Origin of the sequence: Corallococcus sp. AB018 (genome assembly GCF_003986945.1) — a bacterium.
In the GTDB taxonomy this organism is placed as follows: Bacteria; Myxococcota; Myxococcia; order Myxococcales; family Myxococcaceae; genus Corallococcus; species Corallococcus exiguus.
The window spans coordinates 1-24,633 of sequence record NZ_RAWR01000029.1; the positions used below are offsets into that span (position 1 = coordinate 1).

The window sequence follows — 24,633 nt, forward strand, 5'->3', positions numbered from 1 at the left end:
GGGCCACCATGGCAGCGCCCTGGATGGCCTGGGAAAGCCCCATGCGGCGATCTCCAAGAATGAGATCGCCACACCCTCAACCATGGCGGTAGGTCCTCGCAAGGCCCACCTATCTGATCGGCATTGCCACTAGGTCCAGCGAACGGGCGGACGACTCACAAGCCCCGGCGTCCTGCTTGGGAAAGCTGGCGAGGACACGCTGGAGCGCGGCGTGGGCCGCCAGGACAGCGGGCCCATCCAACGTCGCGAGCGGGCGCAAGTCCGTGGGCCACTGGATGCCTGCGTCCGAAGCTCCGGCCACGACGCCCCCATCCGGCTTTGCAGGAGGCCCTGCATCGGGCTGAGAGGGCGTGCTTCCACCATCCGCCACGAGCGACACCAGCAGCAGGACGTGATGAGGCTTCAGCAAATGGCACCTCGCCAGTGGGAACGTTGCCTCATCAGCCCTACAGCCTGACCGCCCGCCCACCAGCCCGGCAAGTGCGCCCGGCCAGTCACGTCCTCCAGACCCAACTTCCCAGGTCAGGAGGCCCGCATGGCGGTCAAGAAGCAGTCCCGGTCCACGACGACAGGTCCACGGCGCGCCCCGCGTGCACAGAGCGCCCGCACCGCGCACGCCGCTCCGTCAGACACGGACAAGCTCCCGTTCGACATCGAAGAGGTCCTCCGCCGCGTGCGCCACGAGGTCCGCTCCTTCGCGGACGCCGCCATGTTCGAGCTCGCCGCGAAAGGCCACGGCTCCCTCTTCGAACAGCTCATCGCGTGCATCCTCTCCATCCGCACGCTCGATGAAATCAGCCTCCCCGCGTCCCTCCGCCTCCTCGGCCGCGCGCACACGCCCGAAGCCCTCTCGCGCCTCACCCCGGCGGAAATCGACGCCCTCATCCGCCCCGTCACCTTCCACGAAGGCAAGGCCCACCAGGTCCACGCCATCGCCGTGCGCACGCGTGACGAGTTCCAGGGCCAGCTCCCCGCGGATCCGGACGTGCTCCAGTCCTTCAAGGGCGTGGGCCCCAAGTGCGCGCACCTGGCGCTCGGCATCGCTTGCGGCCACGAGGTCATCAGCGTGGACATCCACGTCCACCGCGTCACCAACCGCTGGGGCTACGTGAAGGCCTCCACTCCGGAACGCACCCTCGCCGCGCTCGAAGCCGTGCTCCCTCGCCCCTACTGGGTGGAGCTCAACCGGCTCCTCGTCCCCTTCGGCAAACACGTGTGCACCGGCTCCCGCCCGAAGTGCTCCACCTGCCCCGTGCTCCCCTACTGCCGGCAGGAAGGCGTCACCTCCCACCGCTGACGACTACCGGTCGTGCCCCGCCCACTGCGTCGCCCTCCGCGCGAACCTCCGCCAGGGGTTCGTCCGGCCGCCGTTCTCCAGCGAAATCTCCTTCGAGTGCCGCACGTCCTTCTCCCAGCACGCCTCCAACTTCGCGGCGATCTCCCGGTCGTCGAACACCAGCGACCCTTCGCTCAACTTGTTGAGCGACAGCGAATCCAGGTTCGTGGAGCCCACGACGCACAGCCAGTCATCCACCAGCATCGTCTTCGAGTGCAGCATCGCCGGCTGGTACTCCCAGATGCGCACCCCCGCCGCCAGCAGCCGCTCGTACGTGGACCGCTGCGACGCTCTCACCACCGGCACGTCGTGGTTCGGGCCCGGGCCCATCACCCGCACGTCCACCCCCTGCCGGACCTTCACCTCCAGTTGCTCCAGGATGTCGTTGGGCGGCGTGAAGTACGCGTTGGCGATCCACAGCCGCTTCGTCGCCGCGGCCACCAGCAACCGCACCATCCGCTCCGCCTCGGTGATGCCCAGCCGACCGGCGCTGTCGATGAACGCCGCGCACCCGCCTCCGTCCGCCTTCAACTCCGGGAAGCACTCGCGCGGCAGGAACCCTCCGCCCGACTCAATCCAGTGCTTGGAGAACGTCACCTGGATGCGCCGCACCTCCGGCCCCTCCACCCGGATGTGCGTGTCGCGCCAGTTGTCCTCCTTCAGCCCGTCCCCTTCCCACACCTTCCAGATGCCGAAGCCGCCCGTGTACGCGACGCGCCCGTCCACCACGACGATCTTCTGGTGCGATCGGCTCAACAGCCGCCCCAGCACCTTGCCCGCCAGCAGCCGGTAGTAGTGCACCTCCACGCCCGCGTCCGTCAGCCGCTTTTCAATCTGCTGATCAAAGTCCTTGTCCCCGGTCGTCTCCTCGCTGCCCACCGGATCCACCACCACGCGGCACTGCACACCCGCGCGCGAGCGTTCAATCAACGCCTCCACGAACCGGTCCGACAGCTCGCACGGCCGCCAGATGTAGACGAGCATGTGCACGCTGTGCTTCGCCGCGCGGATGTCCTCCAACATCCGGTCGAAGACCTGGCTGTTCTCCAACAGGTGCATCCGGTGCCCGGGCGACAGCCCCACGCCCGTGGACTGGTAGAGCGCGAACGAGAAGCCCTCGGGTCCCGGTGGAAGTTCGAACGGGCCCTGCATCTCGTGCTTGCGCGTCTCGTCGCCGCCGTCGAACCCATGCGCCCCCGGCTGGGGCAGCAACTCGTCCATCAGCTCGCTCATGGTCCTGGCAACGTAGGGACGCCTGCCCTCCCCCGGGAGTCACCGCCCACCTCCTGCACCGGCCGGTGAACAGGACCCCATTCCGTCGTTGCCGGAGCCTTTCAGCGTGGCGACACTGCCCGGGTTCCGTTCCCTCGCCTGGAGAGTCCGCATGCTCGACGCCCCATCCCGCCCCTCCGCCCGGGAGCTGCTGTCCCTGTCCAGCCTCGCCCCGCTGGTCCCCATGCTGTACGTCGCCTGGACGGACGGCGAGCTGACGGGCGACGAACTCCGCGCCCTGGGCTCCGCCGCCCGCGCCCAGCCCTGGTTGGACCTCAAGTCCAGCTCCGTCCTGGCCCTGTGGGTGGATCCGCTGCGTCCGCCCCCGCCCCGCGAGCTGGCCCTCGTGCGCGAACACATCCGCGCCACCGCGGAGAAGCTGGCCACCAGCCAGCAGCAGAACCTGGCGGAGCTGGGCGTGCAGCTGGCCCAGGCGCTCGCGGGTGAAGCGCCCCTGAGCATCCCGCCCGCGGAGCTGGCCAAGGCCCTGGCCTCCATCGAGGCCACCCTGGGCGTGGACGGCAAGGAGGCGGTGCGCTCGCTGGTGCCCAGGGCGTCGCGCGTCCCGCACGCGGAGCCCCGCTCGCACACGTCGTCCTTCGACCCGGCGGCGATGACGGCCGTGCTGGACCGCACCTACGCGAACGTGCGCCAGCAGGTGCGCGGTTGGCTGGAGGACGCGGACTTCCGCTACAAGGAAGGGCTCGGCACCACCGCCTACCGCGACCAGGTCTTCGACTGGCTCAAGCACCTGGCCAATGACGGCCTGGGACAGCTCGCCTTCCCCAAGGGCCGCGAGGGCGGCGGCGACCTGGGCGCGTTCATCGCCGCGTTCGAGACGATGGCCTTCTTCGACCTGAGCCTCGTCATCAAGGCGGGTGTGCACTTCGGCCTGTTCGGCTCCAGCATCCTGTTCCTGGGCACCAAGCGGCACCATCAGCAGTACCTGCCCCGGGTCGCCTCGCTGGAGCTGCCCGGCTGCTTCGCGATGAGCGAGCTGGGCCACGGCTCCAACGTGCGCGACTGCGAGACGGTGGCCCGCTACGACGCGGCCACGGGCGAGTTCGTCATCCACACGCCGTCGGAGACCGCGCGCAAGGAATGGATTGGCAACGCCGCCCGCCACGCGCGCATCGCCACCGTGTTCGCGCAGCTGGAGGTGGACGGAGAACGGCTGGGCGTGCACGCGCTGCTCGTCCCGCTGCGCGATGAGCACGGCAAGGTGCTGCCGAACATCCGCATCGAGGACTGCGGCGAGAAGATGGGCCTCAACGGCGTGGACAACGGCCGGCTGTGGTTCGACCACGTGCGCGTGCCGCGAGACAACCTGCTCGACCGCTACGGACAGGTGACGGAGGCCGGCGAGTACACCTCCTCCATCACCGGTGACTCCAAGCGCTTCTTCACCATGCTGGGCGCGCTGGTGGCGGGCCGCGTGAGCGTGGCGTGCGCGTCCCTGTCCGCGACCAAGAGCGCGCTGACCATCGCCGTGCGCTACGGCGACCTGCGCCGCCAGTTCGGCCCCCAGGGCGCTCCTGAGGTCCGCCTGCTGGACCACCAGGTGCACCAGCTGCGGCTGCTGCCGCTCGTCGCCAAGGCGTACGCGGTGGACTTCGCGCTGGAGTACCTGGTGGACCGCTACGTCCACCGCACGGAGGACGACGCGCGCGAAATCGAGGCGCTCGCCGCGGGCCTCAAGGCCTACGCGTCGTGGAACGCCACCGCCACCATCCAGGAGTGCCGAGAGGCGTGCGGTGGCCAGGGCTACCTCACCGCGAACCGGTTCGCGTCACTCAAGGCGGACACGGACGTGTTCACGACCTTCGAGGGCGACAACACCGTGCTCATGCAGCTGGTCGCCAAGGGCCTGCTCACGGGCTACCGCCAGCGCTTCGAGGACGACCGCGTCTTCGCCGTATTGCGCCTCATCGTGGACCAGGCCGCCACGGTGTTCACGGACCGCAACCCCATCGCCGGCCGGCGCACGGACACGGACCACCTGCGCGACAGTGACTTCCAGCTGCGCGCCCTGCGCTTCCGCGAGGAGGCCCTGCTCGCGTCGGTGTCCAAGCGCATCCGCAAGCGGCTCACCGCGGGCGTGGAGGCCTTCGAGGCCTTCAACCAGGTGCAGGCGCACCTGCTGGCCCTGGCGCACGCGAGCGTGGAGCGCATCGTGCTGGAGCAGTTCCTGCGCGGCGTGGCGGACGTGAAGGACGAAGCGCTCAAGCCGGTGCTGGGGCGCATGGCGGACCTCTTCGGCCTGTCCTGCCTGGAGTCCGCCAGCGGCTGGTTCCTGGAGCACGGCTGGCTCACGGCCCCCAAGGCCCAGGCCATCCGCAAGGAGCGCGTGAAGCTGTGCGAGGAGCTGCGGCCGGATGCCGTGGGGCTGGTGGACGCGTTCGGGATTCCCGACACCTGCCTGGCGGCGCCCATCGGCCTGGGGCGGCTGGCGCCCGGCGGTGAACGGTTCGACGACACGGCGGCTGACAGCGCCCGTGCGGGCCCGGCAGATTCCCGCGCGTCATGAGGACCTGTGCGTCGTGGGTGGTGTTGGGGCTCGTGGGGCTCACCGGTTGCGCGACGGTGTCCCCGGCGGAACGGGCCCGTCAGATGGGCGAATCCAACAAGGAACGCGCCCGCCTGTTCACCGAGGAGATCTACAACCAGAAGCGCCTGGAGCGCCTCCCGGAGTACATCGCGGCCGACTACGTGGACCGCTCCGAGGGCGCCCCCCAGGACCTCCGCGGCCCGGAGGTGGTGCGCACCCAGGCGGAAGCCGGGTTCACCCTCTTCCCGGACCTGAGGTTCGAACTGCTCCACGTGATGGCGGAGGACGACTGGGTGATGGTGCGCTGGCGCGCGACGGGCACGGACACCCAGGGCCCACCCACCGCGGATGGCAAGTCCCGCCCGCTCACGTTCCACGGGGACTCGCTGTACCGGCTGCGTGAGGGCCGGCTGGTGGAGTCGTGGGACCTCACGGACCGGCTGGATCCGCTGCTCCAGCGCGGGTTCAAGGTCGTGCCGCCCGAATCCTGAAGCGTCCCGACCCGGGACACGCCAAACGGCCACGGGTCGGGCTCGACGCCGCTGGAGTCAGGAAAAACCGGGGCGTAGCGGGATGTCTCCCCATTGACACCTACGCACCGGACCCATCAGGGTCCGGGGATGAGGATGAACGCGGGACCCATGCGGGCCGCGGACAAGGCCCGACAGAAGGCCTTCCGCACGGCCTTTCCCTCCCACGGCCAGCGGCCGTCCTGGGGCGGCAGGTTGTTGCGCCTGTTCGGATGGGGCCTGCTCCTGCTGGGTGCGTTCCTGCTGGTCGTCGTCATCGACGGCTGGCGTTCGTTCGGCGAGGTGCCGGAAGGAGCGCGGCTGGAGCGGATGAAGCGCTCGCCGCAGTGGCTGGACGGAAGCTTCGAGAACCCGCAGCCCATCCTGAACAACTGGGAGCGGACGCTGTCGGACCTGTTCCACTCGAGCCCGGATAGCTCGCCCCGGATGCCGGTGGTGGTGGACCGCATCGACCCGAAGCGCTTCGCCACGCCGCCCGAGGACGGACTGCGCGTCACCTGGCTGGGGCACTCGTCCACGCTGGTGGAGGTGGACGGGCACCGCGTGCTCACCGACCCCGTGTGGGGCGAGCGCACGTCACCGCTGGGGTGGATTGGCCCGAAGCGCTGGTTCCCCGCGCCCATCGCGCTGAACGAACTGCCGCCCATCGACGCGGTGGTCATCTCCCACGATCACTATGATCACCTGGACTTCGCCACCATCGACGCGATGAAGGACTGGGACACCACGTTCGTGGTGCCGCTGGGCGTGGGCGCGCACCTGGAATACTGGGGCGTGCCGGCCAACCGCATCGTGGAGCTGGACTGGTGGGAGCGCACGAAGGTGAAGGGGCTGGACATCGTGTGCACGCCCGCGCGGCATGCGTCGGGCCGGTTCCTCCAGCAGAACAAGACGCTGTGGGCGGGCTGGGCGCTGGTGGGCTCCAAGCACCGCGTCTACTACTCCGGCGACACGGGCCTGTTCCCCGCCATGGAGGAGATTGGCGCGAAGCTGGGGCCGTTCGATTTGACGATGATTGAAACGGGCCAGTACGGCGCGGGCTGGCCGGACTGGCACCTGGGGCCGGAGCAGGCGGTGCTGGCCCACCGGCTGGTGCAGGGCCGGTTGATGCTGCCGGTGCACTGGGGGCTGGTGACGCTGGCGTACCACGGCTGGACGGAGCCGGTGGAGCGCTCGCTCGCGGCCGCGAAGCACGACGGCGTGGGCATCACCACGCCCCGGCCCGGGCAGGACTTCCTCGCGCTGACGCCGCCGCCCGTGGAGCGCTGGTGGCCCGACCGTCCGTGGAAGACGGCGGAGGAGGCCCCCATCGTGGCCAGCCAGATTCCGCCCAAGCTGCGGGAAGGACACCCGGCGCTGCCGTTGCTCCCGGTGCCCGCGGCCGTGAGTCCGCAAGCCGCGAAGCAGGCGACCCCGAAGACACCAGCAGCGCCGAGCGTGAATCCTCCCGCGCCGCCCGCGGCTCCGCAGGGCGCGAGTCCGACCGCCGCGACTCCGCCAGCCGCTCCGCCGAGCGCGGCTCCACCGTCGCCGGCTCCGCAAGGCGCGGGGACGCAGCCCGCAGTCCCAGCGACGGTGGTCACTCCTGTCCCCAGTCCACAGGGCACGGGAGCCGCGGTCGCGATTCCGCATGAGTGATGTACGGCGGGCCGCGCTGCACGGGGCCTTCAAGGCCACGGGCTACGTCGTGCGCCCGCATCCGCTCGTCGGAGACCGCAAGCACGTGCTGCGCGTGGATGCCTTGCATCCGGAGCTCGACGCCGCGCTCACCGCGCACCGCTTCACCACCTGGGCCTTCCTCACCGCGTGGAACCCGCGCGCGCACGCGCGTCCGCTCCGCACCAACGCGCGCCTCCAGCAACGGCTGCTCGCACTGCTCGAAGCCCGGGGCCACCCGAGCGTGTCCGCCGTGGGCGTGGCGGAGGACCGCCGCTGGTTCGAGGAGAGCCTCTTCGTCCCCGGCCTGTCCCGCGACGAAGCCCTGCGCTTCGGCCGCCTGTTCGACCAGGAGGCCGTGCTCTGGGGCGCGGTGGGCGGCGCCGCGGAGTTGGTGATGTGCCGGGAGCCCGCGCACTCCTGAGCCCGCGACAGGTGTCGGGCAGGTCACATCCGACGGGACGACACGCATTCGGGACCCGTCCCTCACCTCCACGCCACGAGACGATGCCAGGGTCCCCGCGCCTCGCCGGGCCCACCGCCTCCCTGTCCCAGGAGCCGTCTCGATATGCAGCCTTCTGTCCCCCGCACGCGTGATGTCGCGCGTCCCAGCGTCTTCCTCCTCGCCGGCGCTTTCGTCACCGGCCTGCTGCTCGCCTTCCACGGCGGCTGCGGCAACAACGAGTGCACCAACGCCTTCGACTGCCAGGAGCAGAACCCCGCGCCGGAAGGCCAGGGCTGGACCTGCGTGGACCACGTCTGCCAGGCCGTCACCTTCCCGCCCCCGGCCAACAACACCGACGCGGGCACCGGCGACACCGACGCGGGCACCGACGACGGCGGCACCACCGTCGCCGTGAAGATCATCGCCTTCAACGACTTCCACGGGCAGCTGGAGCCCGCGGCCGGCACCGGCGGACAGATTCACCAGGCCCTGCTGGCGGATGGCGGCGTGGACACCACCACCCGAGTGAACGCGGGCGGCGCCGTGTACCTCGGCCGCTACATCGCGGACCTGCGCACGAAGAACCCGAACTCCATCGTGGTGTCCGCGGGTGACCTCATCGGCGCCACGCCGCTGCTCTCCGCGCTCTTCCACGACGAGCCCACCATCGAGGCCATGAACGACATCGGCCTGGACATCAGCGCCGTGGGCAACCACGAGTTCGACGAGGGCGGCACGGAGCTCTTGCGTATGCAGTCCGGAGGCTGCCACCCGGTGGACGGCTGCCAGGACGGCACCGGCTTCACCGGCGCGAAGTTCAAGATCCTCGCGGCCAACGTCGCCACCGGCCCCACCAGCACGCTCCTCCCGCGTTACGACGTGCGCACCTTCGAGGGCGTGAAGGTGGCCTTCATCGGCATGACCCTGGAGGGCACGCCGAACATCGTCACCCCCACGGGCATCCGCGGCCTGGAGTTCAAGGACGAGGTGGAGACGGTCAACGCGCTCGTCCCGGAGCTCAAGGCGCAGGGCGTGAACGCCATGGTCGTCATCGTGCACGAGGGCGGCACGCCCGGCGTCGACTCGCTCTACAACGAGTGCAAGGGCATCACCGGCCCCATCGTGGAGATCGCGTCGAAGCTGGACCCGGCCGTGAGCGTCATCGTCAGCGGCCACACCCACCAGGCCTACAACTGCACGCTGAGCGGCAAGCTCGTCACCAGCGCCGCGTCGGTGGGCCGGCTCGTCACGGACATCGACCTGACGCTGGACGCGGCCACGGGCCAGGTCGTGAAGGCCCAGGCCCAGAACGTCATCGTCACCCGCACCGTGACGCCCGACCCGGAGGTCGCGGAGCTCATCACCCGCTACAAGGGCCTCACCACGCCGCTGGAGAACCGCGTCATCGGCTACATCGACCAGACGCTCATTCGCGGCAACATCCAGCTGGACCCCACCGGCCAGTCCACCATGGGCTTCGTCATCGCGGACGCGCAGCTGGAGGCCACCCAGGGCGCGACCGTGGGCGGCGCCCAGATTGCCTTCATGAACCCGGGTGGCGTGCGTGCGGACCTGCTGCGCGACCCGGCCGACCCCAACGACAAGGGCGCCGTCACCTACGGCGAGGCCTTCACCGTGCAGCCCTTCGGCAACAGCCTGGTCACCCTGACGCTGACCGGCGCGCAGATTGAGCGCCTGATGGAGCAGCAGTTCCAGCTCGCCAGCCCCCGCATCCTCCACCCCTCCGCGGGCTTCACGTATGCGTTCAGCGCGTCCGCGCCCGCGGGCGCCAAAATCGACCCCGCCAGCCTCCAGCTCAACGGCGTGGCCATCGACCCGGCGGCCAGCTACCGCGTCACCGTGAACAGCTTCCTCGCCCCCGGCGGCGACGGCTTCACCGTCCTCGCGGAGGGCACGAACCCGCTGGGCGGCGCGGTGGACTCGGATGCGCTGGAGGCCTACCTCACCGCGAAGAGCTCGGAGGCCACACCGCTCCCGGCCCCGGCGCTCGACCGCGTCACGCGTCTGCCGTAGCCATCACTGGGGGCCCGAGCCGCCCGTCGCGGGGCTCGATTCGCTGGGCAGGGAGGTCCTGGGGAGGGGCAGCAAGGAGGGGTTGATGTCGATGAGCCTCGACCCCGTCACGCGCTGCGCCAGCTCGTCGAAGTCCACCTCCAGGAACTTCCCGGAGCCCTCCTCCGGGAGCGCGAAGCGGACCCGCCAGTAGTTGGGGCGGATCCGCACCGCCTCGCCCGCTTCCGCCAGCACCATGCCGCTCTGCCGGGCGTACTCCGCGCCCGCGTCGACGACATTGCGCTCCCCCAACTCCTCCTGGACCGGCTGGGAGCTGGGGGGCACGGGAAGGCGGCCCGTGGGACCGGTGGCACAACCCACACCCGCCAGGAAGGCAGGCAGCAGAGCAGCGGCAAGGAGGCGGGGCAGCATGCCCCAACATTGGGCACCCCCCCGTCAAGCTGCACCGAGGGACGGCTTGCGAAGCCGCCACCCATCGAATGCCTGCCCGGAGCAGCGGCACGGGGCCTGCTCCTCCGGTCCCGCTGGAATGGAAGCTACTTGGGCGCCGGCACGCCCGAGGCGCGCTCCACGACCTCGTCGATGAGGCCGTACTGCCGGGCCTCCTCGGCGCTCATGAAGTAGTCGCGCTCGGTGTCCTTCTCGATGCGCTCGATGGTGTGGCCCGTGTGCTTCACGAACAGGCCATTGAGGTACGTGCGCAGACGGAGGATCTCCTTCGCCTGGATGTCGATGTCCGTCGCCTGACCCTGCGCGCCACCCAGCGGCTGGTGGATCATGATGCGGCTGTTGGGCAGGGCGTAGCGCTTGCCCTTGGAGCCCGCCAGCAGGAGCAGCGCGCCCGCGGAGGCCGCCTGGCCCACGCAGATGGTGGACACGGGGCACTTGACGTACTGCATCGTGTCATACATCGCGAGCGCCGCCGTGACGGAGCCACCGGGCGAGTTGATGTAGAGGTTGATGCCCTTGTCCGGGTCCTCGGACTCCAGGAACAGCAGCTGGGCGACGATGAGGTTGGCCACATCGTCGTTGATGGGCGTGCCCAGGAGGATGATGCGGTCCTTGAGCAGACGGCTGTAGAGGTCGTACGCCCGCTCGCCGCGGTGCGTGGTCTCAATGACGAAGGGGACGTTCATGGCCCCCGTACCCTAATCGTCCCCCTTCCCGCGCGCTCCCCCCTTCTTGCTGGAGCGTGCGCTGTCCCACGCTTTGACCCGAAGTGAAGCGGCTGCCCTTGTTGCCGGCGGGCAGCGCCCCAACACATCCCTCGCCGACATGCACCCACCGTCCGTGCGTCCGGCGTCTCTGTTGGGGGATGTCATGCGTTGGAAGCAGTCGTTGAGCACGTTGGCCGTCTTTCTCTTCTCGCTGGGCACGAGCACGGGCTGCGGGTCTCCGGCTCCCGCGTCCGGAGCCGAGCCGCTCCCCGCCGAGGAGGGCCCGAACGAGCCCCTCCCGCAGCCCGGCGATCCGCCGGTGAAGGAGGAGCCCGGCCCGGTGGTGCAGCAGCCGCCGCCGGTGAAGGAGGAGCCCGGCCCCGTCGAAGAGGAGCCCGGCCCCGTCGAAGAGGAGCCCGAGCCCGTCGAGGAGGTCATCGCCTCGCCGTTCCTGGTGAAGGACGTCACGCCCGGGCTCCTGGCCGCGCTCCCCGCCGCGCGGACGGAAGGGTACGTCCCGCTGGGGAACCGCTGGTTCTTCAGCGTGGACGACGGCGTCCACGGCAAGGAGCTCTGGAGCACGGACGGGACGCGGGAGGGCACGGCGATGGTGACCGACCTGCTGCCCGGCGCCGAAGGCTCCAACCCCGAGTCCCTCGTGCGCATGGGAGACCGGCTCTACTTCACCGCCCGGATGCTGCCGGGCCTGTACGCGCTGTGGAGCTCGGACGGCACCGCCGCGGGCACCCGGCGGGTGACCCTGCTGGGCAGCCACGCCCAGAACGTCGCCGTGGGCGATGGCGTCTTCATCTTCAAGGCGAAGGCCGAGGCCGGCTCCTCGTGGTGGAGCAACTCGTACAGCCTGTGGCGCTCGGACGGCACGCCCCGGGGGACCTGGCAGCTGGGGGAGTACGGCTTCTCGGACCGGGTCACCGCGATTGCCCCGGTCTGGGAGGGCGGCACGCTCGACTTCATCGTCCGGCTGTTCGACGGGGGCGCCCAGCTGTGGCGGACGGATGGCACGGCCCAGGGCACGCACCAGGTGATGGGCATGAGCGCCCCCTGGGAGCCCACGCTCATGACGCGGGTGGGCAGCCGCTACGTCTTCTGGGCACGCGGCAGTGAGACGGGCCCCTTCACCCTGTGGAGCACGGACGGGACGCAGGAGGGGACGGTCTCCCTGAAGTCCGTGCGCTGGAGCAGCTCCACGGAGGAGCAGCCGATGGAGCCCCTCACCGTCATCGGGGACACGGTCTACTTCCGGGGCTGGGACGCCGAAGCGGGCCAGGAGCCGTGGAAGACGGACGGCACCCCCGAGGGCACCGTCCGCATCGCGGACCTGCGGCCCGGCGCCGCCGACAGCCACCCCGTCTTCACCGCCACGTTCGCGGGCAGCGCCTGGTTCACCGCGCTCGAGGGGACGGACACCGTGCTCTTCAAGACGGACGGCACCCCGGAGGGCACCGTGCGCGTGACGCCCCCGGGCGCGCGGCTGGACGCCGAGGCGAAGCCCCAGGCCACGCCCTCGGGCGTCTTCTTCTCCGCCTTCAGCACCACCGGGGGAAACCAGGTGTGGCGCACGGATGGCACCGCCGGTGGCACGCTCCCGGTGAGCGCCGCGGATCCGCGGGGCCTGCCCTGGCTGGCCGGCTGGGGCGGGGACCGGATGTTCTTCACGTCCGCGGAGGGCGTGCTCCACGCGACGCGGGGGACGCCCGGCACGACGGACACCCTGGCGCCGCTGACCGCTGGCCAGGCGGGCTCCTTCGACGCGAGCTCCGAGGTCGTGGACGTGGACGGCACGCTCTTCTTCACCGTGCCCGTCCCCCAGGGCGCCGGTCCGTCCGGACGGGCGCTGTGGCGCTCGGACGGGACGGCCGGGGGAACGCAGCGGGTGGAGCACACCTCCGAGCACGAGCCCACGCACCTGACGCCGCTCAACGGCGGCCTGCTGTTCCTCGACGGGCGCGACCACACCTCGCTCTGGTGGTTGGACCGCGCGGGCAGTGAGTCGCGGCGGGTGGGAGACCTGGGGGGCAACGGCCCCCGGCTCGTCTCCACGGGGAAGCACGTCTGGTTCGTGCGTGGGCAGCACCCGGACCTGCAGGAGCTGTGGCGCACGGACGGCACGGTGGAAGGCACCCTGCGCGTGGTGGACCGCATCGGACGGGGCATCTACAGCGACATCCCGCCCGTGCTCCGGGCGGTGGGGGACACGCTCTACTTCACGACGGTCCAGGACGTCTGGACGCCGATGAACGACACGCTGTGGAAGTCGGACGGGACGCGCGAGGGCACGGTGCGCGTCCACTCCTTCGTGAACACCATCGGCTGGGATTCCATCCGGAACATCTGGCCCGCGGGCTCGCGCGTCTACTTCCACCTGATGGGGGACCCCTGGACCCACCAGGTGTGGGTCACGGAGGGAACGCCGGAGACGACGCGCTTCGTGGCGGAGCTGCCCTTCAGCAGCGTCCCCGGCTCCGAATCCGCGGTGCTGGGCGACACGCTGTTCCTGTCGCTTGGCGCGAATGTCCCGAAGCTCTGGAAGACGGACGGGCAGACCTCCGGGGTCGTGCGCGAGTTCAGCAAGGGCCCCACCACCGGGGGGCCTACGTCCCTCATCGCCCAGAACGGCCAGCTGCTGTTCTGGGCATCGGATGGCTCGAACGGCTATGCGCTGTGGAAGAGTGACGGCACGACGGCGGGCACGACGCCGGTGGAGAGCGCCCCACCGCCCGACGCCGCCGTTCGCGTCACGTCCCCCAGTCCCCTGGTGTCGCTGCGCCCGGGCGGACCGCTCCTCTTCACCGCGTCGGACAGCGACGCCGGCCTGGAGCTGTGGAGGACGGACGGCACGGCCCGGGGCACGAAGCGGCTGGTGGACAGGGTCCCCGGGACCCGGTCCTCGGCGCCCGCGCACCTGACGGTCGCGGGTGACCACCTCTTCTTCTCCGCGTGGACGCCCGAGTCCGGGCGCGAGCTGTGGGCCCTGCCGCGCCAGGCCCCCGAGGCTCCGGCTTCGCGATAGGCCCCGACCCCGGACGTGGAAGTGAAGCGAGGCCCCCGGCCCGGCGTGCCATCCGCGCCAGGCCGGGGGCCTCCTGCGTCGCGCACGAAGCCGCCACCGTGCGCTGCCTCACGTTTGCGCGAGCCCGGAGGAGTCGGAGAAAGCCTACCGATTCGCCGGAGTGTGTCTGTCAAACGCTCCGGCGGATTTGATAGGGATTGCCCCCGCCACGCTGGACCGGACACTCCAGGCCCAGCACAGAGGGGGATGCATGACGTTGAAGTCCGTGAAGCTGTTGCTGGCGGGAGTACTGGCCCTGGGGATGGCCTGCGGCGGGAAGAGCACGCCGGAAGGCCCGCGGGACGCGTACCCCGTCTGGGATGGACAGACGGGCGACCGTCCTGGAAAGAGGACGAGCGCGCCCCGCGACCTGATGGACCTGGGCACCACCCTCCTGTTCACCCAGGACGACGGCGTCCACGGCCGCGAGCTCTGGACGACGGACGGCTCCGCGCAGGGGACCGCGATGATGGTGGACCTGCTGCCCGGACTCCCGGGCTCCGAGCCAGACACCTTCACGAGGGCGGACGACGGCAGCATCTACTTCGTGGCCCGGACGACCTACGCCTCCGACACCGTGATTCCCCGAGGCGCGGACACCTTCGCGCTGTTCCGCACCCGGGGAACCTCTGAGAGCACCACCCTGTTGCTGGCGCTGCCCCACCGCCCGGGCTTCCTCGTCACCGCGAGCGGCGGCGTCTACCTGTCTGCGCCGGACTTCACGGACTCCGGCGAGGACGCGGCGTCGCTCTGGTTCAGCGACGGCACGCCCGGGGGCAGCCGGAAGGTGGCGCTACCACCCGACGCCCGCCTCTCCCTGAAGGACTCGAGCGCCGCGACGTTGGGCAACGCGGTGCTGGTCACCGCCCGGACCTCCGTTGGGGGCTGGCAGCTGGTGAGGGCGGACGGAACGATGGAGGGGACGCGGCGGCTGGCGCTCCTGCCCCCCTATGGGAACGTAGAGACTCCCCGGCGGCTCACGACGCTGGGCGGCCAGGTGATCTTCTGGGCGCAGGCCCTGGGAGGCCTTGGCAGGAGGGTCCTCTGGCACTCGGACGGAACGGAGGAGGGCACCGTCCCGTTCGCGGACATCGCCCCGGACCGCGACCAGGACAGCTTCTTCGTGCGGGACGGCATGGCGTTCTTCAGCGGAGAGGATCCGCTGACCGGCAGCGAGCCCTGGCGGACGGATGGCACGACGCAGGGCACCGCCCTCATCGCCGACCTGATCCCCGGCACCGCGGGCTCCCACCCCACCACGTTCACGCGCCAGGGCTTCTACGTCTACTTCACCGCGCGCACGGAGGTCGGGACGCGCCTGTTCCGCACCCTCGGGGCCGAGGAGAACACGACGCGCGTGAACGTCTGGGACGACGGCGCACAGCAGACGCCGCAGCCCACCGGGGGACGGATGGTCGCCACCGTGGACGCCCTGTTCTTCCTCGCCACCACTCAGGCGGACACGTCGCTCCGGCTGTGGCGCGTGGGAGCGACCACCGCCGGGGCGACGGCCGTGTCGGGGCCGCTCTCCGTGCCCATGAGCCTGGAGATACCGGCGCGAGGCGTCCTCTATCTCAGCAGCCTGGAGGACGGGCTCTGGACGCACAATGGCATGACAGGCCCCGCGACCCAGGTCGTGCCGCCATCTCCCCTGCCCGCGGATTCCTGGGAGGGAGCCACGGAAGCGGTGGACCTGGGAGGCACGCTGTACTTCACCCAGCGCGACCCCACCCGGATGGACACCTGGCGGCTGTGGAAGAGCGATGGCACGGCGGCGGGAACGGTCCAGGCGAAGACTCCCGTCGCGGGCGAGTTCAACCACGTGCCGCTGTCACCGGAGATGCTCACCGTCGTGAACGGGCAGCTCCTGTTCGCAGCCATGTCTCCGGAGCTCCAGGTGCCCTACTCCCTCTGGAGCTACGACCCGGCGTCCGGGAACGCCACGCGGCTCGTGACCTCGCTGGGCCGCTGGGTCACGGCGACGGATCCGCTGCTGTTCACCTCCCACCCCGTCAAGGTGGGACGCCAGGCGTACTTCATGGTCGCCGGGAAGGACGGTGGCAGCCCGGACGAGCTGTGGAAGACGGACGGCACCGAGGCGGGCACCGTGCGGCTGAAGGCCGGCCTCGCGCCCTACTTCGCGACGAACTTCATGCCCGTGGGCTCGCGGCTCTTCTTCTCGGTGAGCACGAGCATGAGTCGCGCGGAACTGTGGACCAGCGACGGCACCGAAGCGGGCACCGTGCGGCTCACGGCCCCGGAGTTCACTTCGCTCATCTTCGGAGGTGCCGCCATGGGTGACCGCCTCTTCTTCTGGACCGGGCAGGGCAGCGAGACGCTGGTGCTCTGGAAGAGCGACGGCACGCCCGAGGGCACGGTGCCCGTGGGCGCCATGCCCGGCGCCCAGCCGACCCCGGCGGATCCCGGCGTGGCCCTGGGGGACGCGTTCTATTTCCCCTGCGGCTTCGGCCAGGGCGTGCCCCAGCTGTGCCGGACGGACGGACAGGTCATGAACGCGATGACGGGCACGTTCGGGCCGGAAGGCACGCCCCTGAGGCCCAACCACCTGACGGTGCAGGACGACCACCTGCTCTTCTGGGCCGCGACCCCCACGAACGGCTACGCCCTGTGGCGCGCGGAGCCGGGAGGCGCCCCCACGCTGCTGATGCAGGCGCGGGCGGGGATGAGCGCGGTGGCCACGCCGGGCCCGCTCGTGCGGAGCAGGCCCGGAGGCCCCTTCCTCTTCGCCGCGTCGGACGGCACCTCCGGCCTGGAGCTGTGGAAGACGGACGGCACGCCCGGGGGCACGGTGCGCGCCGCGGACATCGCGCCGGGGCTCCTGTCCTCCGCACCCGGTTGGCCCATGGTGCCCTCCGGGGACCGCGTCTACTTCCCGGCCTGGACGCCCACCGAAGGCCGGGAGCTGTGGGCCCTGCCCATGCCGTGAGGCGAAGGGCCTAGAGGTTGCCGGTCATCTTCTCCGGCCGGACCCACTGGTCGAACTGCTCGGCGGTGACGAGCCCCAGCTCCACCGCCACCTCCTTCAGCGTCTTGCCCTGCTTGTGGGCCGTCTTGGCGATCTTCGCCGCGTTGTCGTAGCCGATGTGCGGGTTGAGCGCGGTGACGAGCATCAGGCTGCGCTGGAGGTTCTCCTGGAGGCGCGGGAGGTTGGGCTCGATGCCCACCGCGCAGTTCAGGCGGAAGCTGCGCATGCCGTCCGCGAGCAGGCGGCAGCTCTGCAGGAAGTTCTGGATGATGAGCGGCTTGAAGACGTTGAGCTCGAAGTTGCCGGACGCGCCGCCCAGGGAGATGGCCACGTCGTTGCCCATCACCTGGGCGGACAGCATGGTGAGCGCCTCGCTCTGCGTGGGGTTCACCTTGCCCGGCATGATGGAGCTGCCCGGCTCGTTCTCCGGGATGTTGATTTCCCCAATGCCCGAGCGTGGCCCCGAAGACAGCCAGCGGATGTCATTGGCCACCTTGAACAGCACCGCCGCCAGGCCCTTGAGCGCGCCGTGTCCCTGCACCAGCGCGTCGTTGGCGGCCAGCGCCTCGAACTTGTTGGGCGCGGTGACGAAGGCGTGGCCGGTGAGCTTCGCGATTTCCGCCGCCACGCGCTCGGCGTAGCCCGGGGGCGCGTTGAGGCCGGTGCCCACGGCGGTGCCGCCCAGGGCCAGCTCCAGCATGTGCGGCAGCGCGGACTCGATGTGGCCCTTCGCGCGGTCCAGCTGCGCCACGTAGCCGCTGAACTCCTGGCCCAGGGTGAGCGGGGTCGCGTCCTGCAGGTGCGTGCGGCCAATCTTCACGATGGACTGGAACGCCTGGGACTTCTGGGCGAGCACGTCGCGCAGGGCGACCAACTCCGGCAGCACGTGCTTCACCACGGCCTCCACGGCGGCCACGTTCATCGCGGTGGGGAACACGTCGTTGGAGCTCTGGCCCTTGTTGACGTCGTCGTTGGCGTGGACCTTGCGGCCCTCACCGCGCTCGCCGCCCAAGAGCTCCGAGGCGCGGTTGGCCAGCACCTCGTTGCAGTTCATGTTCGTCTGGGTGCCGCTGCCCGTCTGCCACACCAACAGGGGGAACTCCTCGTCGTGCTGGCCGGCGAGCACTTCATCCGCGGCCTTCACGATGGACTGGGCCTTCTCCTTGGAGAGGGAGCCGTTCTCCTGGTTCACGAGCGCGGCGGCCTTCTTCACCAGCACCAGCGCGTGCACGAGCGCCGTCGGCATGCGCTCGGAAGAGATGGCGAAGTTCTGGCGGCTGCGCTGGGTCTGCGCGCCCCAGAGCCGGTCGGCAGGGACTTCGATGGGACCAAAGGTGTCCTTCTCGATGCGAACATTCTTCGTGCTCACGGTGCGGCCTCCGCGCAAAAGGAACGATGTCCCGCGCGATTAACACCGCCGGACCGTCACGGCAGGGCAGAGTGACGACCCTGGCATGAGTGTCACTTCGTGAGCACCGCGGGCACCATCCGAGCCCTCTTCCTGGCCCAGGAGCGAGGCACGCCCATGCGCCGCGTCCCGGAGGCGCGGGCCGTGGAGCAGCACGGCTTCGAGGGCGACCGCCACCAGCGCAGGGCGGTGGGCCACAAGCGTCAGCTCCTGCTCCTGGACGAAGCGCAGCGCGCGGCGCTGGACGTGCCCGAAGGCGCGCTCAAGGAGAACGTGCTGGTGGAAGGGCTGCCCCTGGACGCGCTGCCACCAGGACAGCGCCTGGCGCTGGGAGCCGAAGTCGTGGTGGAGCTGACCGAGCCCTGCGTGCCCTGCTGGAAGCTGGACGCCCTGCGCCCCGGATTGCTGAAGGACAGCTGGGGCCGCAGGGGTCAGCTCGCTCGGGTGCTGAAGGCAGGCACCGTGCATGAAGGCGACACCGTGCGCTTGCTGGACGTGAACCCGGACGCCCCGCGCATCATCCGGCCGAAGCTGCCCTGAGCCATCACCGGCTCCAGAGTCGGCCCAGATTCAAGGGCACCGCGTCGAAGGGAACGGCATTCACGGTTCCACTGCCCAGATGCACCCCGTGCAGGCGCCACTGCCCGTCCTGGAGGCGGTGGATCTCCAACCCCATCGCCAGCGGGTCGATGAACCACAGCCACTCCACGCCCGCGCGTGCATAGACGCGCATCTTCGGACCCCGGTCCCACCGGTAGGTGGACGGTGACAACACCTCGCCAATCCAATCAGGAGCCAGGGAGAAGACAGGCGTGTTTGGAATGCGAGGCATCCGCTCGCGGCGCCATCCCGCGAGGTCTGGCACCAGCGCATCCCCCGTTCCCGCGAAGCGCAGCTCCGGTTCATACAGGATGACCCATCCACCGGGCCCATTGCTGCCCTCGTCGAACGGCCCATCCAGCCACCCTCCGAGCTTCGTCGCCGCCCTCGCGTGGGGAGACGCCGGCCTGGGACTGACGACCAGCTCGCCTTCGATGATCTCCCCCACCTTCGTCGGCGGCACGTCCTCCAGGACGGCGTACGACACCGACTTCCCCTTCCCACTCCCGTTTCCATCGCCCATGCGCGCAAGGATGCCCCCTACCCCTGACATCCTCAAGCCAGGGCCGACCCACACCTGAACGGGGAGGCAGGAAGACAGGCCCGTGCAGTGCTGCCTGCCCTGAACCCGATGAAAACAAGCTTAGTTTGAATTAAAAAATTCACACATACCCGGGGTGACGGCGCCATTGAGTCCGTGACACACTTTTCTCAATCGTTCTCACGGCTCCTGGGGATGCCTGCATGTCCATTCATTGGCTGGGTTTGGCGCTGGCAGCCTGGGGGCACCTGCCTCCGGACGGCGTCGCGCAGCTCCAGAAGGTGGATGGCGTGATGCCCCACCTGCGGCGTCTGGCGGAGGACCCGGAAGTGGTGCGCGCCCTCCGCGCCCAGAACGCTCACCGCACGCCGCTTGCCACCATCCAGCAGCTGGACGCGGAATGGATGGCGACCCCGGGCCTCACGCCCCACAAGCAGCGCGTGCTGGACGGCCCCTGCACGGGCGCGCTCCGCCGCCTGCGGGAGCGCCTGGGCCCGGCGATGGCGGAGGCCTTCGCCATGGATGATCAAGGCGCGCTCGTCTGCGCCAGCCGGCGCACGTCCGACTACTGGCAGGGCGACGAGGCCAAGTGGCGCCTCACCTACGCCCAGGGCCGCGGCGGCCCCGCGCTGAGGGAAGCCCCCTTCTTCGACGAGTCCACCCAGGCCTACGTCATCCAGGTGTCCCTCCCCGTCCGCGATGGCGCCCAGGTCATCGGCGCGCTCACCGTGGGCCTGTCCCTGCTCGACCTGTGACACCGACCGGTCCCGTTCCCAACCTGGATTCTCCTGCATGCGACTGCTGTCCGGATTGAAGTTGCGGGGCCGCCTCACGCTGTGGATCTGCCTGCTGCTCGTCGCGGCTCTCGTCCCCGCCGTCGGTGCTGGCGTCCACACCATCCGGCGCAACCTGGAGCAGCAGGTGCACGGCGTCCTCCAGGTGGAAGCGGACGGCCTGCAGGACCTCATCGAAGCCTCGCTGCACGAGCGCGAAGCGAACGCCCGCGCGTGGACCGAGGACGCCATCGTGCGCGGCGCGCTCCTCTTCGACACCTACGCCAAGAGCGACGCGGTGCTCGCCTCGCTGAACAGCCGGCACACCAGCTTCGCCGGACTGGTGCTGTTCACCCCCGACGGGCGCGCCGTCTCCGTGAGCCGGCCGGAGCTGCTCCAGGCCTTCGCCGGCCGCGAACAGGAGGTGCGCGCCGCGCCCTGGTTCCAGACCGCGCTGGAGGACCGGCTGGACCCCGCCGTCCTCACGGGCGCCCTCACGAAGAAGGACCCCTTCCTCGACCGTCCCGTGATGCCCCTGGCCCTGCCCGTGCTCAGCCCCATCTCCGGCACGCGGGTGGGCGTGCTCCTGGCCGCGTATGACTGGGGCCAGGTGGAGAAGGTGGTCGAGGGTGCGCTCCAGCGGGCCCAGGACCGGGGCCAGAAGAGCTTCACCCTGGAGGTCCTCGCCCCGGACGGCGCCAGCCTCTTCAGCGCCCGCGCGGAAGGCACGCCGAACCTCATGAACCCCGTGCGGGCCGAGGTCCACAACGGCACCACCCAGCGCTTCGCCGCCGGCCAGGACTGGCGCTTCGTGGCGGCGATGGAGTCGGACGAGGCCTTCCTGCCCCTGCGGCGCTTCCTGCAACTCAGCCTGCTCGCGGGGAGCGCGCTCCTGGGGGTGGCCGTCCTGGCCGCCTGGGCCCTGGCGCGAGGGGTGACGCGGCCCATCGCCACATTGAGCGCGCTGGTGTCCCGCGTGGTGCGCGAGGGCGACCTCACCCAGAAGGTGGAAGCCCACGGCCACCAGGACGAAGTGGGCGAGCTGGCCTCCGCCTTCTCCCGGATGATGGACCACCTGCACGAGTCCACCACCAGCCTCCAGCAGGCCACCCGCGTCCTGGGGCAGACGGTGAGCGAGCTCACCGAAGCCACCGAGCAGCAGGAGCGCAACCTCACCCGGCAGGGCACCGCCATCCACGAGACGCAGGTCACCGCGAAGGAGATTCAACAGACCTCGCAGCTGGCCGCGGAGCGCTCGCAGGCCGTGCTCGCGCTGGTGGCGCGGGCGCGTGAAGCCGGCGGCGCCGGACAGACGGCGCTCGGCGCCAGCCTGGACGGCTTCGAACAGCTGCGCGACCACGGCGCGCGCCTGGCGGAAGGCATCTCCTCCCTCAACGAGCGCACGCGCCAGATTGGCGGCATCACCCAGACGGTGAAGGACCTGGCGGACCAGTCCAACATGCTCGCCCTCAACGCGGCCATCGAAGCGTCGCGCTCCGGCGAGCACGGCAAGGGCTTTGGCGTGGTGGCGCGCGAAATCCGCAGCCTCGCGGACCAGTCCATCCAGGCCACCGGCCGGGTGCGCGACATCCTGGACGCCATCCGCGGCGGCATCCACGACACCGTGGCGCTGTCAGAAGAGGGCCAGCGCCGCTCCGAGGCGGGCCTGGCCCAGGTGCGCGAGAGCGGTCAGAGCCTGCGTGCGCTGACGGACATCATCCAGGACAACGCGTCCGCGGCCCAGCAGATCGCCGCCGCCGTCATCCAGCAGAACGCCGGCATCGCGCAGATTTTCGCCGCCGTCACGGACCTGTCCCGGATGATGGACGACACCCTCCAGGCCATGCACGGCACCCAGCGCATGACGCACGCCCTGCGCGGCGTGGCCGAGCGCATGGAGTCCGTGGCCGGCGTCTGGCGCGTCTAGCAGCGAAACGCGCCAGGGCACGGCAGCCACGTCAGACGCGCTTCTCCCAGCGGGGCGTGTCGTCGTCCACCGGCGTGTTCGCGACCTTGGACACCCAGTCCAGCGTCCCCTGCAGCGGGGCCCGGCCAAACGCCTTCGCCGGGATGAACGCCCAGAGCAGCAGGTAGAGCGCGGCGCTCATCCCCGCGGACGCGAACAGCATCAGCACGAACGCCACCCGCACCAGCGAAACGTCCACGCCCAGCTCGCGCGCCAGCGACGCGCAGACGCCCAGCAGCGCCCGCCCCTCGCCCCGGTGCATGGGCACCGTGCGCGCACGGCAGTGCGGGCAGCGCTGCGCCTCCCCGGACAGCTCCTTCGAACAGGCCCTGCAGCGTGTCGTGACGTCCATGAGGTGACCTCCCAGTCAGGCCCCCGCTTGGCACGATGGGGGTCCCATACCTACCTACGGAACCCACCGCCCGTGATTGCACCCGCCCCTCCGATGTCGTGATTCCGGGGGGTTCTGGCCGGCTGCGTCAGTGGATTTACAAATTTAATCCAGGCGATGTTGACAGCCTTACAGGCAAGCAGCTTCTAATTCACCAAGGCTTCCCTTCCCTAGACGGCAGGGACATCTTTCAGCCCGTTGGACCTCTTTTACAACGCATCTCGTCAGGAGCCGACATGGACGCGCGCACCTCCCAGAATCCCCCGGCCTTCGGCCCCGGCGTGACCGTGGAGGGCCCCTGGCACCCGGATTACGCGGAGGTGCTGACGCAGGAGGCCATGGCCTTCGTGGCGAAGCTGGTCCGCACTTTCGGTGAACGGCGGGAAGCACTGCTGGAGCGGCGCAAGAAGGTGGCGCAGGACTGGCGCAAGGGCGAGCGCCCACACTTCCTCCCGGAGACGGCGGACATCCGCAAGGGCGACTGGACCGTGTCCCCGGTGCCCGCGGACCTGCAGGACCGGCGCGTGGAAATCACCGGTCCGGTGGACCGCAAGATGATCATCAACGCGCTCAACTCCGGCGCCAGCGTCTTCATGGCGGACTTCGAGGACGCCAACAGCCCCACCTGGGACAACGTGGTGCGCGGCCAGCTGAACCTGCGCGACGCCGTGCGCAAGTCCATCTCCTTCTCCGCGGAGAACGGGAAGCACTACGCGCTGAATGAGAAGCACGCCGTGCTGTTCGTGCGCCCGCGCGGCTGGCACCTGCCGGAGCGCCACGTGCGCATCGACGGCAAGCCCATCTCCGGCTCGCTCTTCGACTTCGGCCTGTTCTTCTTCCACAACGCGCGCGAGCAGCTGAAGCGCGGCACGGGCCCCTACTTCTACCTGCCCAAGATGCAGAGCCACCTGGAGGCCCGGCTGTGGAACGACGTGTTCCACCTGGCCCAGAGCGAGCTGGACATCCCGCGCGGCACCATCAAGGCCACGGTCCTCATCGAGACGCTGCCCGCCGCGTTCGAGATGGACGAAATCCTCTACGAGCTGCGCGAGCACTCGGCCGGCCTCAACTGCGGCCGCTGGGACTACATCTTCAGCTTCATCAAGACGCTCCAGTCGGACGCGTCCGTGGTGCTGCCCGACCGCGGGCAGGTGACCATGGACAAGGGCTTCCTCAACGCCTACTCGCAGCTGCTCATCCAGACCTGTCACCGCCGGGGTGCGCACGCCATGGGCGGCATGGCCGCCTTCATCCCCATCAAGGGAGACGCCGCCGCCAACGACGCGGTGATGGCCAAGGTCCGCGCGGACAAGCTGCGTGAGGCGAAGAACGGCCACGACGGCACCTGGGTCGCGCACCCCGGTCTCGTCCCGTTGGCGAAGGAGATCTTCGACGCGCAGATGCAGGGCCCCAACCAGGTGGCCAACAAGCGCGAGGACGTGCGCATCACCGAAGCGGACCTGCTCAAGCTGCCCTCCGGCACGCGCACGGAGGAAGGCCTGCGCCACAACATCCGCGTGGGCATCCAGTACACCGCCGCGTGGCTGGGCGGCCTGGGCTGCGTGCCGCTCTACAACCTGATGGAGGACGCGGCCACGGCGGAAATCTCCCGCGCCCAGGTGTGGCAGTGGATCCACCACGAGGCCACGCTGGAGGACGGCCGCCAGGTGACGCCGGAGCTGTTCGGCAAGCTGCTCGCGGAGGAGATGGCGCGCATGGACCGCGAGGGCGCCACCGAGCGCTACGGCCAGGCGCACATGGAGAAGTCCCGCGCCCTCTTCGAGCAGCTGTCCACCGCGCCCGCCTTCGAGGACTTCCTCACGCTGCCGGCCTACGAGGCCCTCGACCCGCGGTCCTGACGCTTTTCCAAACGCAGCACCGAAGTCTTTTCAACCCTTCACTGTAGCCCGAGGAGTCCTG

The 24,633-nt window shown here is 70.2% G+C and carries 18 protein-coding genes; 12 read left to right on the forward strand and 6 right to left on the reverse strand.

The genetic code is table 11. The features are described from left to right. Positions 1–535 precede the first annotated feature (535 nt). Positions 536–1,297: an endonuclease III gene (nth, locus tag D7Y11_RS08765; RefSeq protein ID WP_121753432.1), complete on the forward strand. Its 762-nt coding sequence runs from the start codon at positions 536–538 to the stop codon at positions 1,295–1,297. A 3-nt stretch (positions 1,298–1,300) separates the two neighbouring features. On the opposite strand, the gene D7Y11_RS08770 is transcribed toward nth, so the two are convergent. Continuing rightward, on the reverse strand, positions 1,301–2,569 hold the full coding sequence (locus tag D7Y11_RS08770; RefSeq protein WP_126933469.1) for a phosphatidylserine/phosphatidylglycerophosphate/cardiolipin synthase family protein: 1,269 nt from the start codon (positions 2,567–2,569) through the stop codon (positions 1,301–1,303). A 151-nt stretch (positions 2,570–2,720) separates the two neighbouring features. Here D7Y11_RS08770 and D7Y11_RS08775 point away from each other — a divergent pair, with 151 nt between their 5' ends. The 5 genes from D7Y11_RS08775 (at position 2,721) to D7Y11_RS08795 (ending at position 9,821) form a co-directional block, all read left to right on the forward strand. Then, positions 2,721–5,135, forward strand: coding sequence for an acyl-CoA dehydrogenase (locus tag D7Y11_RS08775; RefSeq protein ID WP_126933470.1), 2,415 nt, complete (start codon positions 2,721–2,723; stop codon positions 5,133–5,135). Further along, positions 5,132–5,647: an ester cyclase gene (locus D7Y11_RS08780; protein WP_120575283.1), complete on the forward strand. Its 516-nt coding sequence runs from the start codon at positions 5,132–5,134 to the stop codon at positions 5,645–5,647. The genes D7Y11_RS08775 and D7Y11_RS08780 overlap by 4 nt, the downstream gene beginning before the upstream one ends. Positions 5,648–5,782: 135 nt before the next feature. Continuing rightward, positions 5,783–7,324 carry an MBL fold metallo-hydrolase gene (locus D7Y11_RS08785; RefSeq protein WP_283243194.1) on the forward strand — a complete coding sequence of 514 codons (1,542 nt, stop codon included), beginning with the start codon at positions 5,783–5,785 and terminating at the stop codon, positions 7,322–7,324. Then, positions 7,317–7,766 (forward strand): DUF3293 domain-containing protein, encoded by a 450-nt coding sequence (locus D7Y11_RS08790; protein WP_121752649.1) that lies wholly within the window; start codon positions 7,317–7,319, stop codon positions 7,764–7,766. Before D7Y11_RS08785 ends, D7Y11_RS08790 begins: the two co-directional genes overlap by 8 nt. A 144-nt stretch (positions 7,767–7,910) precedes the next feature. Then, positions 7,911–9,821, forward strand: a complete 1,911-nt coding sequence (locus D7Y11_RS08795) for a bifunctional UDP-sugar hydrolase/5'-nucleotidase (protein ID WP_126933471.1) — start codon at positions 7,911–7,913, stop codon at positions 9,819–9,821. Between the two features lie 3 nt (positions 9,822–9,824). On the opposite strand, the gene D7Y11_RS08800 is transcribed toward D7Y11_RS08795, so the two are convergent. Then, positions 9,825–10,145, reverse strand: a complete 321-nt coding sequence (locus D7Y11_RS08800) for a hypothetical protein (RefSeq protein WP_233596712.1) — start codon at positions 10,143–10,145, stop codon at positions 9,825–9,827. Positions 10,146–10,357: 212 nt separating this feature from the next. Next, positions 10,358–10,957 (reverse strand): ATP-dependent Clp endopeptidase proteolytic subunit ClpP, encoded by a 600-nt coding sequence (clpP, locus tag D7Y11_RS08805; protein WP_014399808.1) that lies wholly within the window; start codon positions 10,955–10,957, stop codon positions 10,358–10,360. Positions 10,958–11,141: 184 nt separating this feature from the next. Here clpP and D7Y11_RS08815 point away from each other — a divergent pair, with 184 nt between their 5' ends. Then, positions 11,142–14,009 carry an ELWxxDGT repeat protein gene (locus D7Y11_RS08815; protein ID WP_158641909.1) on the forward strand — a complete coding sequence of 956 codons (2,868 nt, stop codon included), beginning with the start codon at positions 11,142–11,144 and terminating at the stop codon, positions 14,007–14,009. 250 nt (positions 14,010–14,259) lie between these two features. Continuing rightward, entirely contained in the window at positions 14,260–16,995 is a 2,736-nt protein-coding gene (locus tag D7Y11_RS08820; protein ID WP_126933474.1) for a hypothetical protein, read from the forward strand. 10 nt (positions 16,996–17,005) lie between these two features. Here the strand turns inward: D7Y11_RS08820 and fumC are convergent, their stop codons facing one another. Beyond that, positions 17,006–18,403 carry a class II fumarate hydratase gene (gene fumC, locus D7Y11_RS08825; protein WP_120575290.1) on the reverse strand — a complete coding sequence of 466 codons (1,398 nt, stop codon included), beginning with the start codon at positions 18,401–18,403 and terminating at the stop codon, positions 17,006–17,008. Between the two features lie 99 nt (positions 18,404–18,502). Between fumC and D7Y11_RS08830 the strand changes: the two genes are divergently transcribed. Next, positions 18,503–18,982: an MOSC domain-containing protein gene (locus D7Y11_RS08830; RefSeq protein ID WP_233607243.1), complete on the forward strand. Its 480-nt coding sequence runs from the start codon at positions 18,503–18,505 to the stop codon at positions 18,980–18,982. Positions 18,983–18,986: 4 nt separating this feature from the next. Here the strand turns inward: D7Y11_RS08830 and D7Y11_RS08835 are convergent, their stop codons facing one another. Then, a complete protein-coding gene (locus D7Y11_RS08835; protein ID WP_233596714.1) occupies positions 18,987–19,529 on the reverse strand; it encodes a Uma2 family endonuclease in 543 nt (180 codons plus the stop codon). Between the two features lie 257 nt (positions 19,530–19,786). Here D7Y11_RS08835 and D7Y11_RS08840 point away from each other — a divergent pair, with 257 nt between their 5' ends. Beyond that, the gene (locus D7Y11_RS08840) at positions 19,787–20,338 is read left to right on the forward strand and encodes a PDC sensor domain-containing protein (protein WP_126933475.1); all 552 of its coding nucleotides are present in this window, start codon (positions 19,787–19,789) and stop codon (positions 20,336–20,338) included. A gap of 37 nt (positions 20,339–20,375) precedes the next feature. After that, complete coding sequence (locus tag D7Y11_RS08845; RefSeq protein WP_126933476.1) at positions 20,376–22,283, forward strand: methyl-accepting chemotaxis protein; 1,908 nt, start codon at positions 20,376–20,378, stop codon at positions 22,281–22,283. 31 nt (positions 22,284–22,314) lie between these two features. Here D7Y11_RS08845 and D7Y11_RS08850 read toward each other — a convergent pair whose 3' ends face one another. Next, positions 22,315–22,674: a PspC domain-containing protein gene (locus tag D7Y11_RS08850; protein ID WP_120575294.1), complete on the reverse strand. Its 360-nt coding sequence runs from the start codon at positions 22,672–22,674 to the stop codon at positions 22,315–22,317. Positions 22,675–22,949: 275 nt separating this feature from the next. On the opposite strand from D7Y11_RS08850, the gene aceB reads away from it, so the two are divergent. Then, entirely contained in the window at positions 22,950–24,572 is a 1,623-nt protein-coding gene (gene aceB / locus D7Y11_RS08855; protein ID WP_126933477.1) for a malate synthase A, read from the forward strand. Positions 24,573–24,633: the final 61 nt, after the last annotated feature.

Coding starts and splice junctions, on each gene's coding strand:
- aceB (WP_126933477.1), top strand. CDS start 22,950: ATGGACGCGCGCACCTCCCAGAATCCCCCGGCCTTCGGCCCCGGCGTG.
- D7Y11_RS08775 (WP_126933470.1), top strand. CDS start 2,721: ATGCTCGACGCCCCATCCCGCCCCTCCGCCCGGGAGCTGCTGTCCCTG.
- D7Y11_RS08770 (WP_126933469.1), bottom strand. CDS start 2,569: ATGAGCGAGCTGATGGACGAGTTGCTGCCCCAGCCGGGGGCGCATGGG.
- nth (WP_121753432.1), top strand. CDS start 536: ATGGCGGTCAAGAAGCAGTCCCGGTCCACGACGACAGGTCCACGGCGC.
- D7Y11_RS08790 (WP_121752649.1), top strand. CDS start 7,317: ATGAGTGATGTACGGCGGGCCGCGCTGCACGGGGCCTTCAAGGCCACG.
- D7Y11_RS08845 (WP_126933476.1), top strand. CDS start 20,376: ATGCGACTGCTGTCCGGATTGAAGTTGCGGGGCCGCCTCACGCTGTGG.
- clpP (WP_014399808.1), bottom strand. CDS start 10,957: ATGAACGTCCCCTTCGTCATTGAGACCACGCACCGCGGCGAGCGGGCG.
- D7Y11_RS08785 (WP_283243194.1), top strand. CDS start 5,783: ATGAACGCGGGACCCATGCGGGCCGCGGACAAGGCCCGACAGAAGGCC.
- D7Y11_RS08815 (WP_158641909.1), top strand. CDS start 11,142: ATGCGTTGGAAGCAGTCGTTGAGCACGTTGGCCGTCTTTCTCTTCTCG.
- D7Y11_RS08795 (WP_126933471.1), top strand. CDS start 7,911: ATGCAGCCTTCTGTCCCCCGCACGCGTGATGTCGCGCGTCCCAGCGTC.
- D7Y11_RS08820 (WP_126933474.1), top strand. CDS start 14,260: ATGACGTTGAAGTCCGTGAAGCTGTTGCTGGCGGGAGTACTGGCCCTG.
- D7Y11_RS08840 (WP_126933475.1), top strand. CDS start 19,787: ATGTCCATTCATTGGCTGGGTTTGGCGCTGGCAGCCTGGGGGCACCTG.
- D7Y11_RS08780 (WP_120575283.1), top strand. CDS start 5,132: ATGAGGACCTGTGCGTCGTGGGTGGTGTTGGGGCTCGTGGGGCTCACC.
- D7Y11_RS08850 (WP_120575294.1), bottom strand. CDS start 22,674: ATGGACGTCACGACACGCTGCAGGGCCTGTTCGAAGGAGCTGTCCGGG.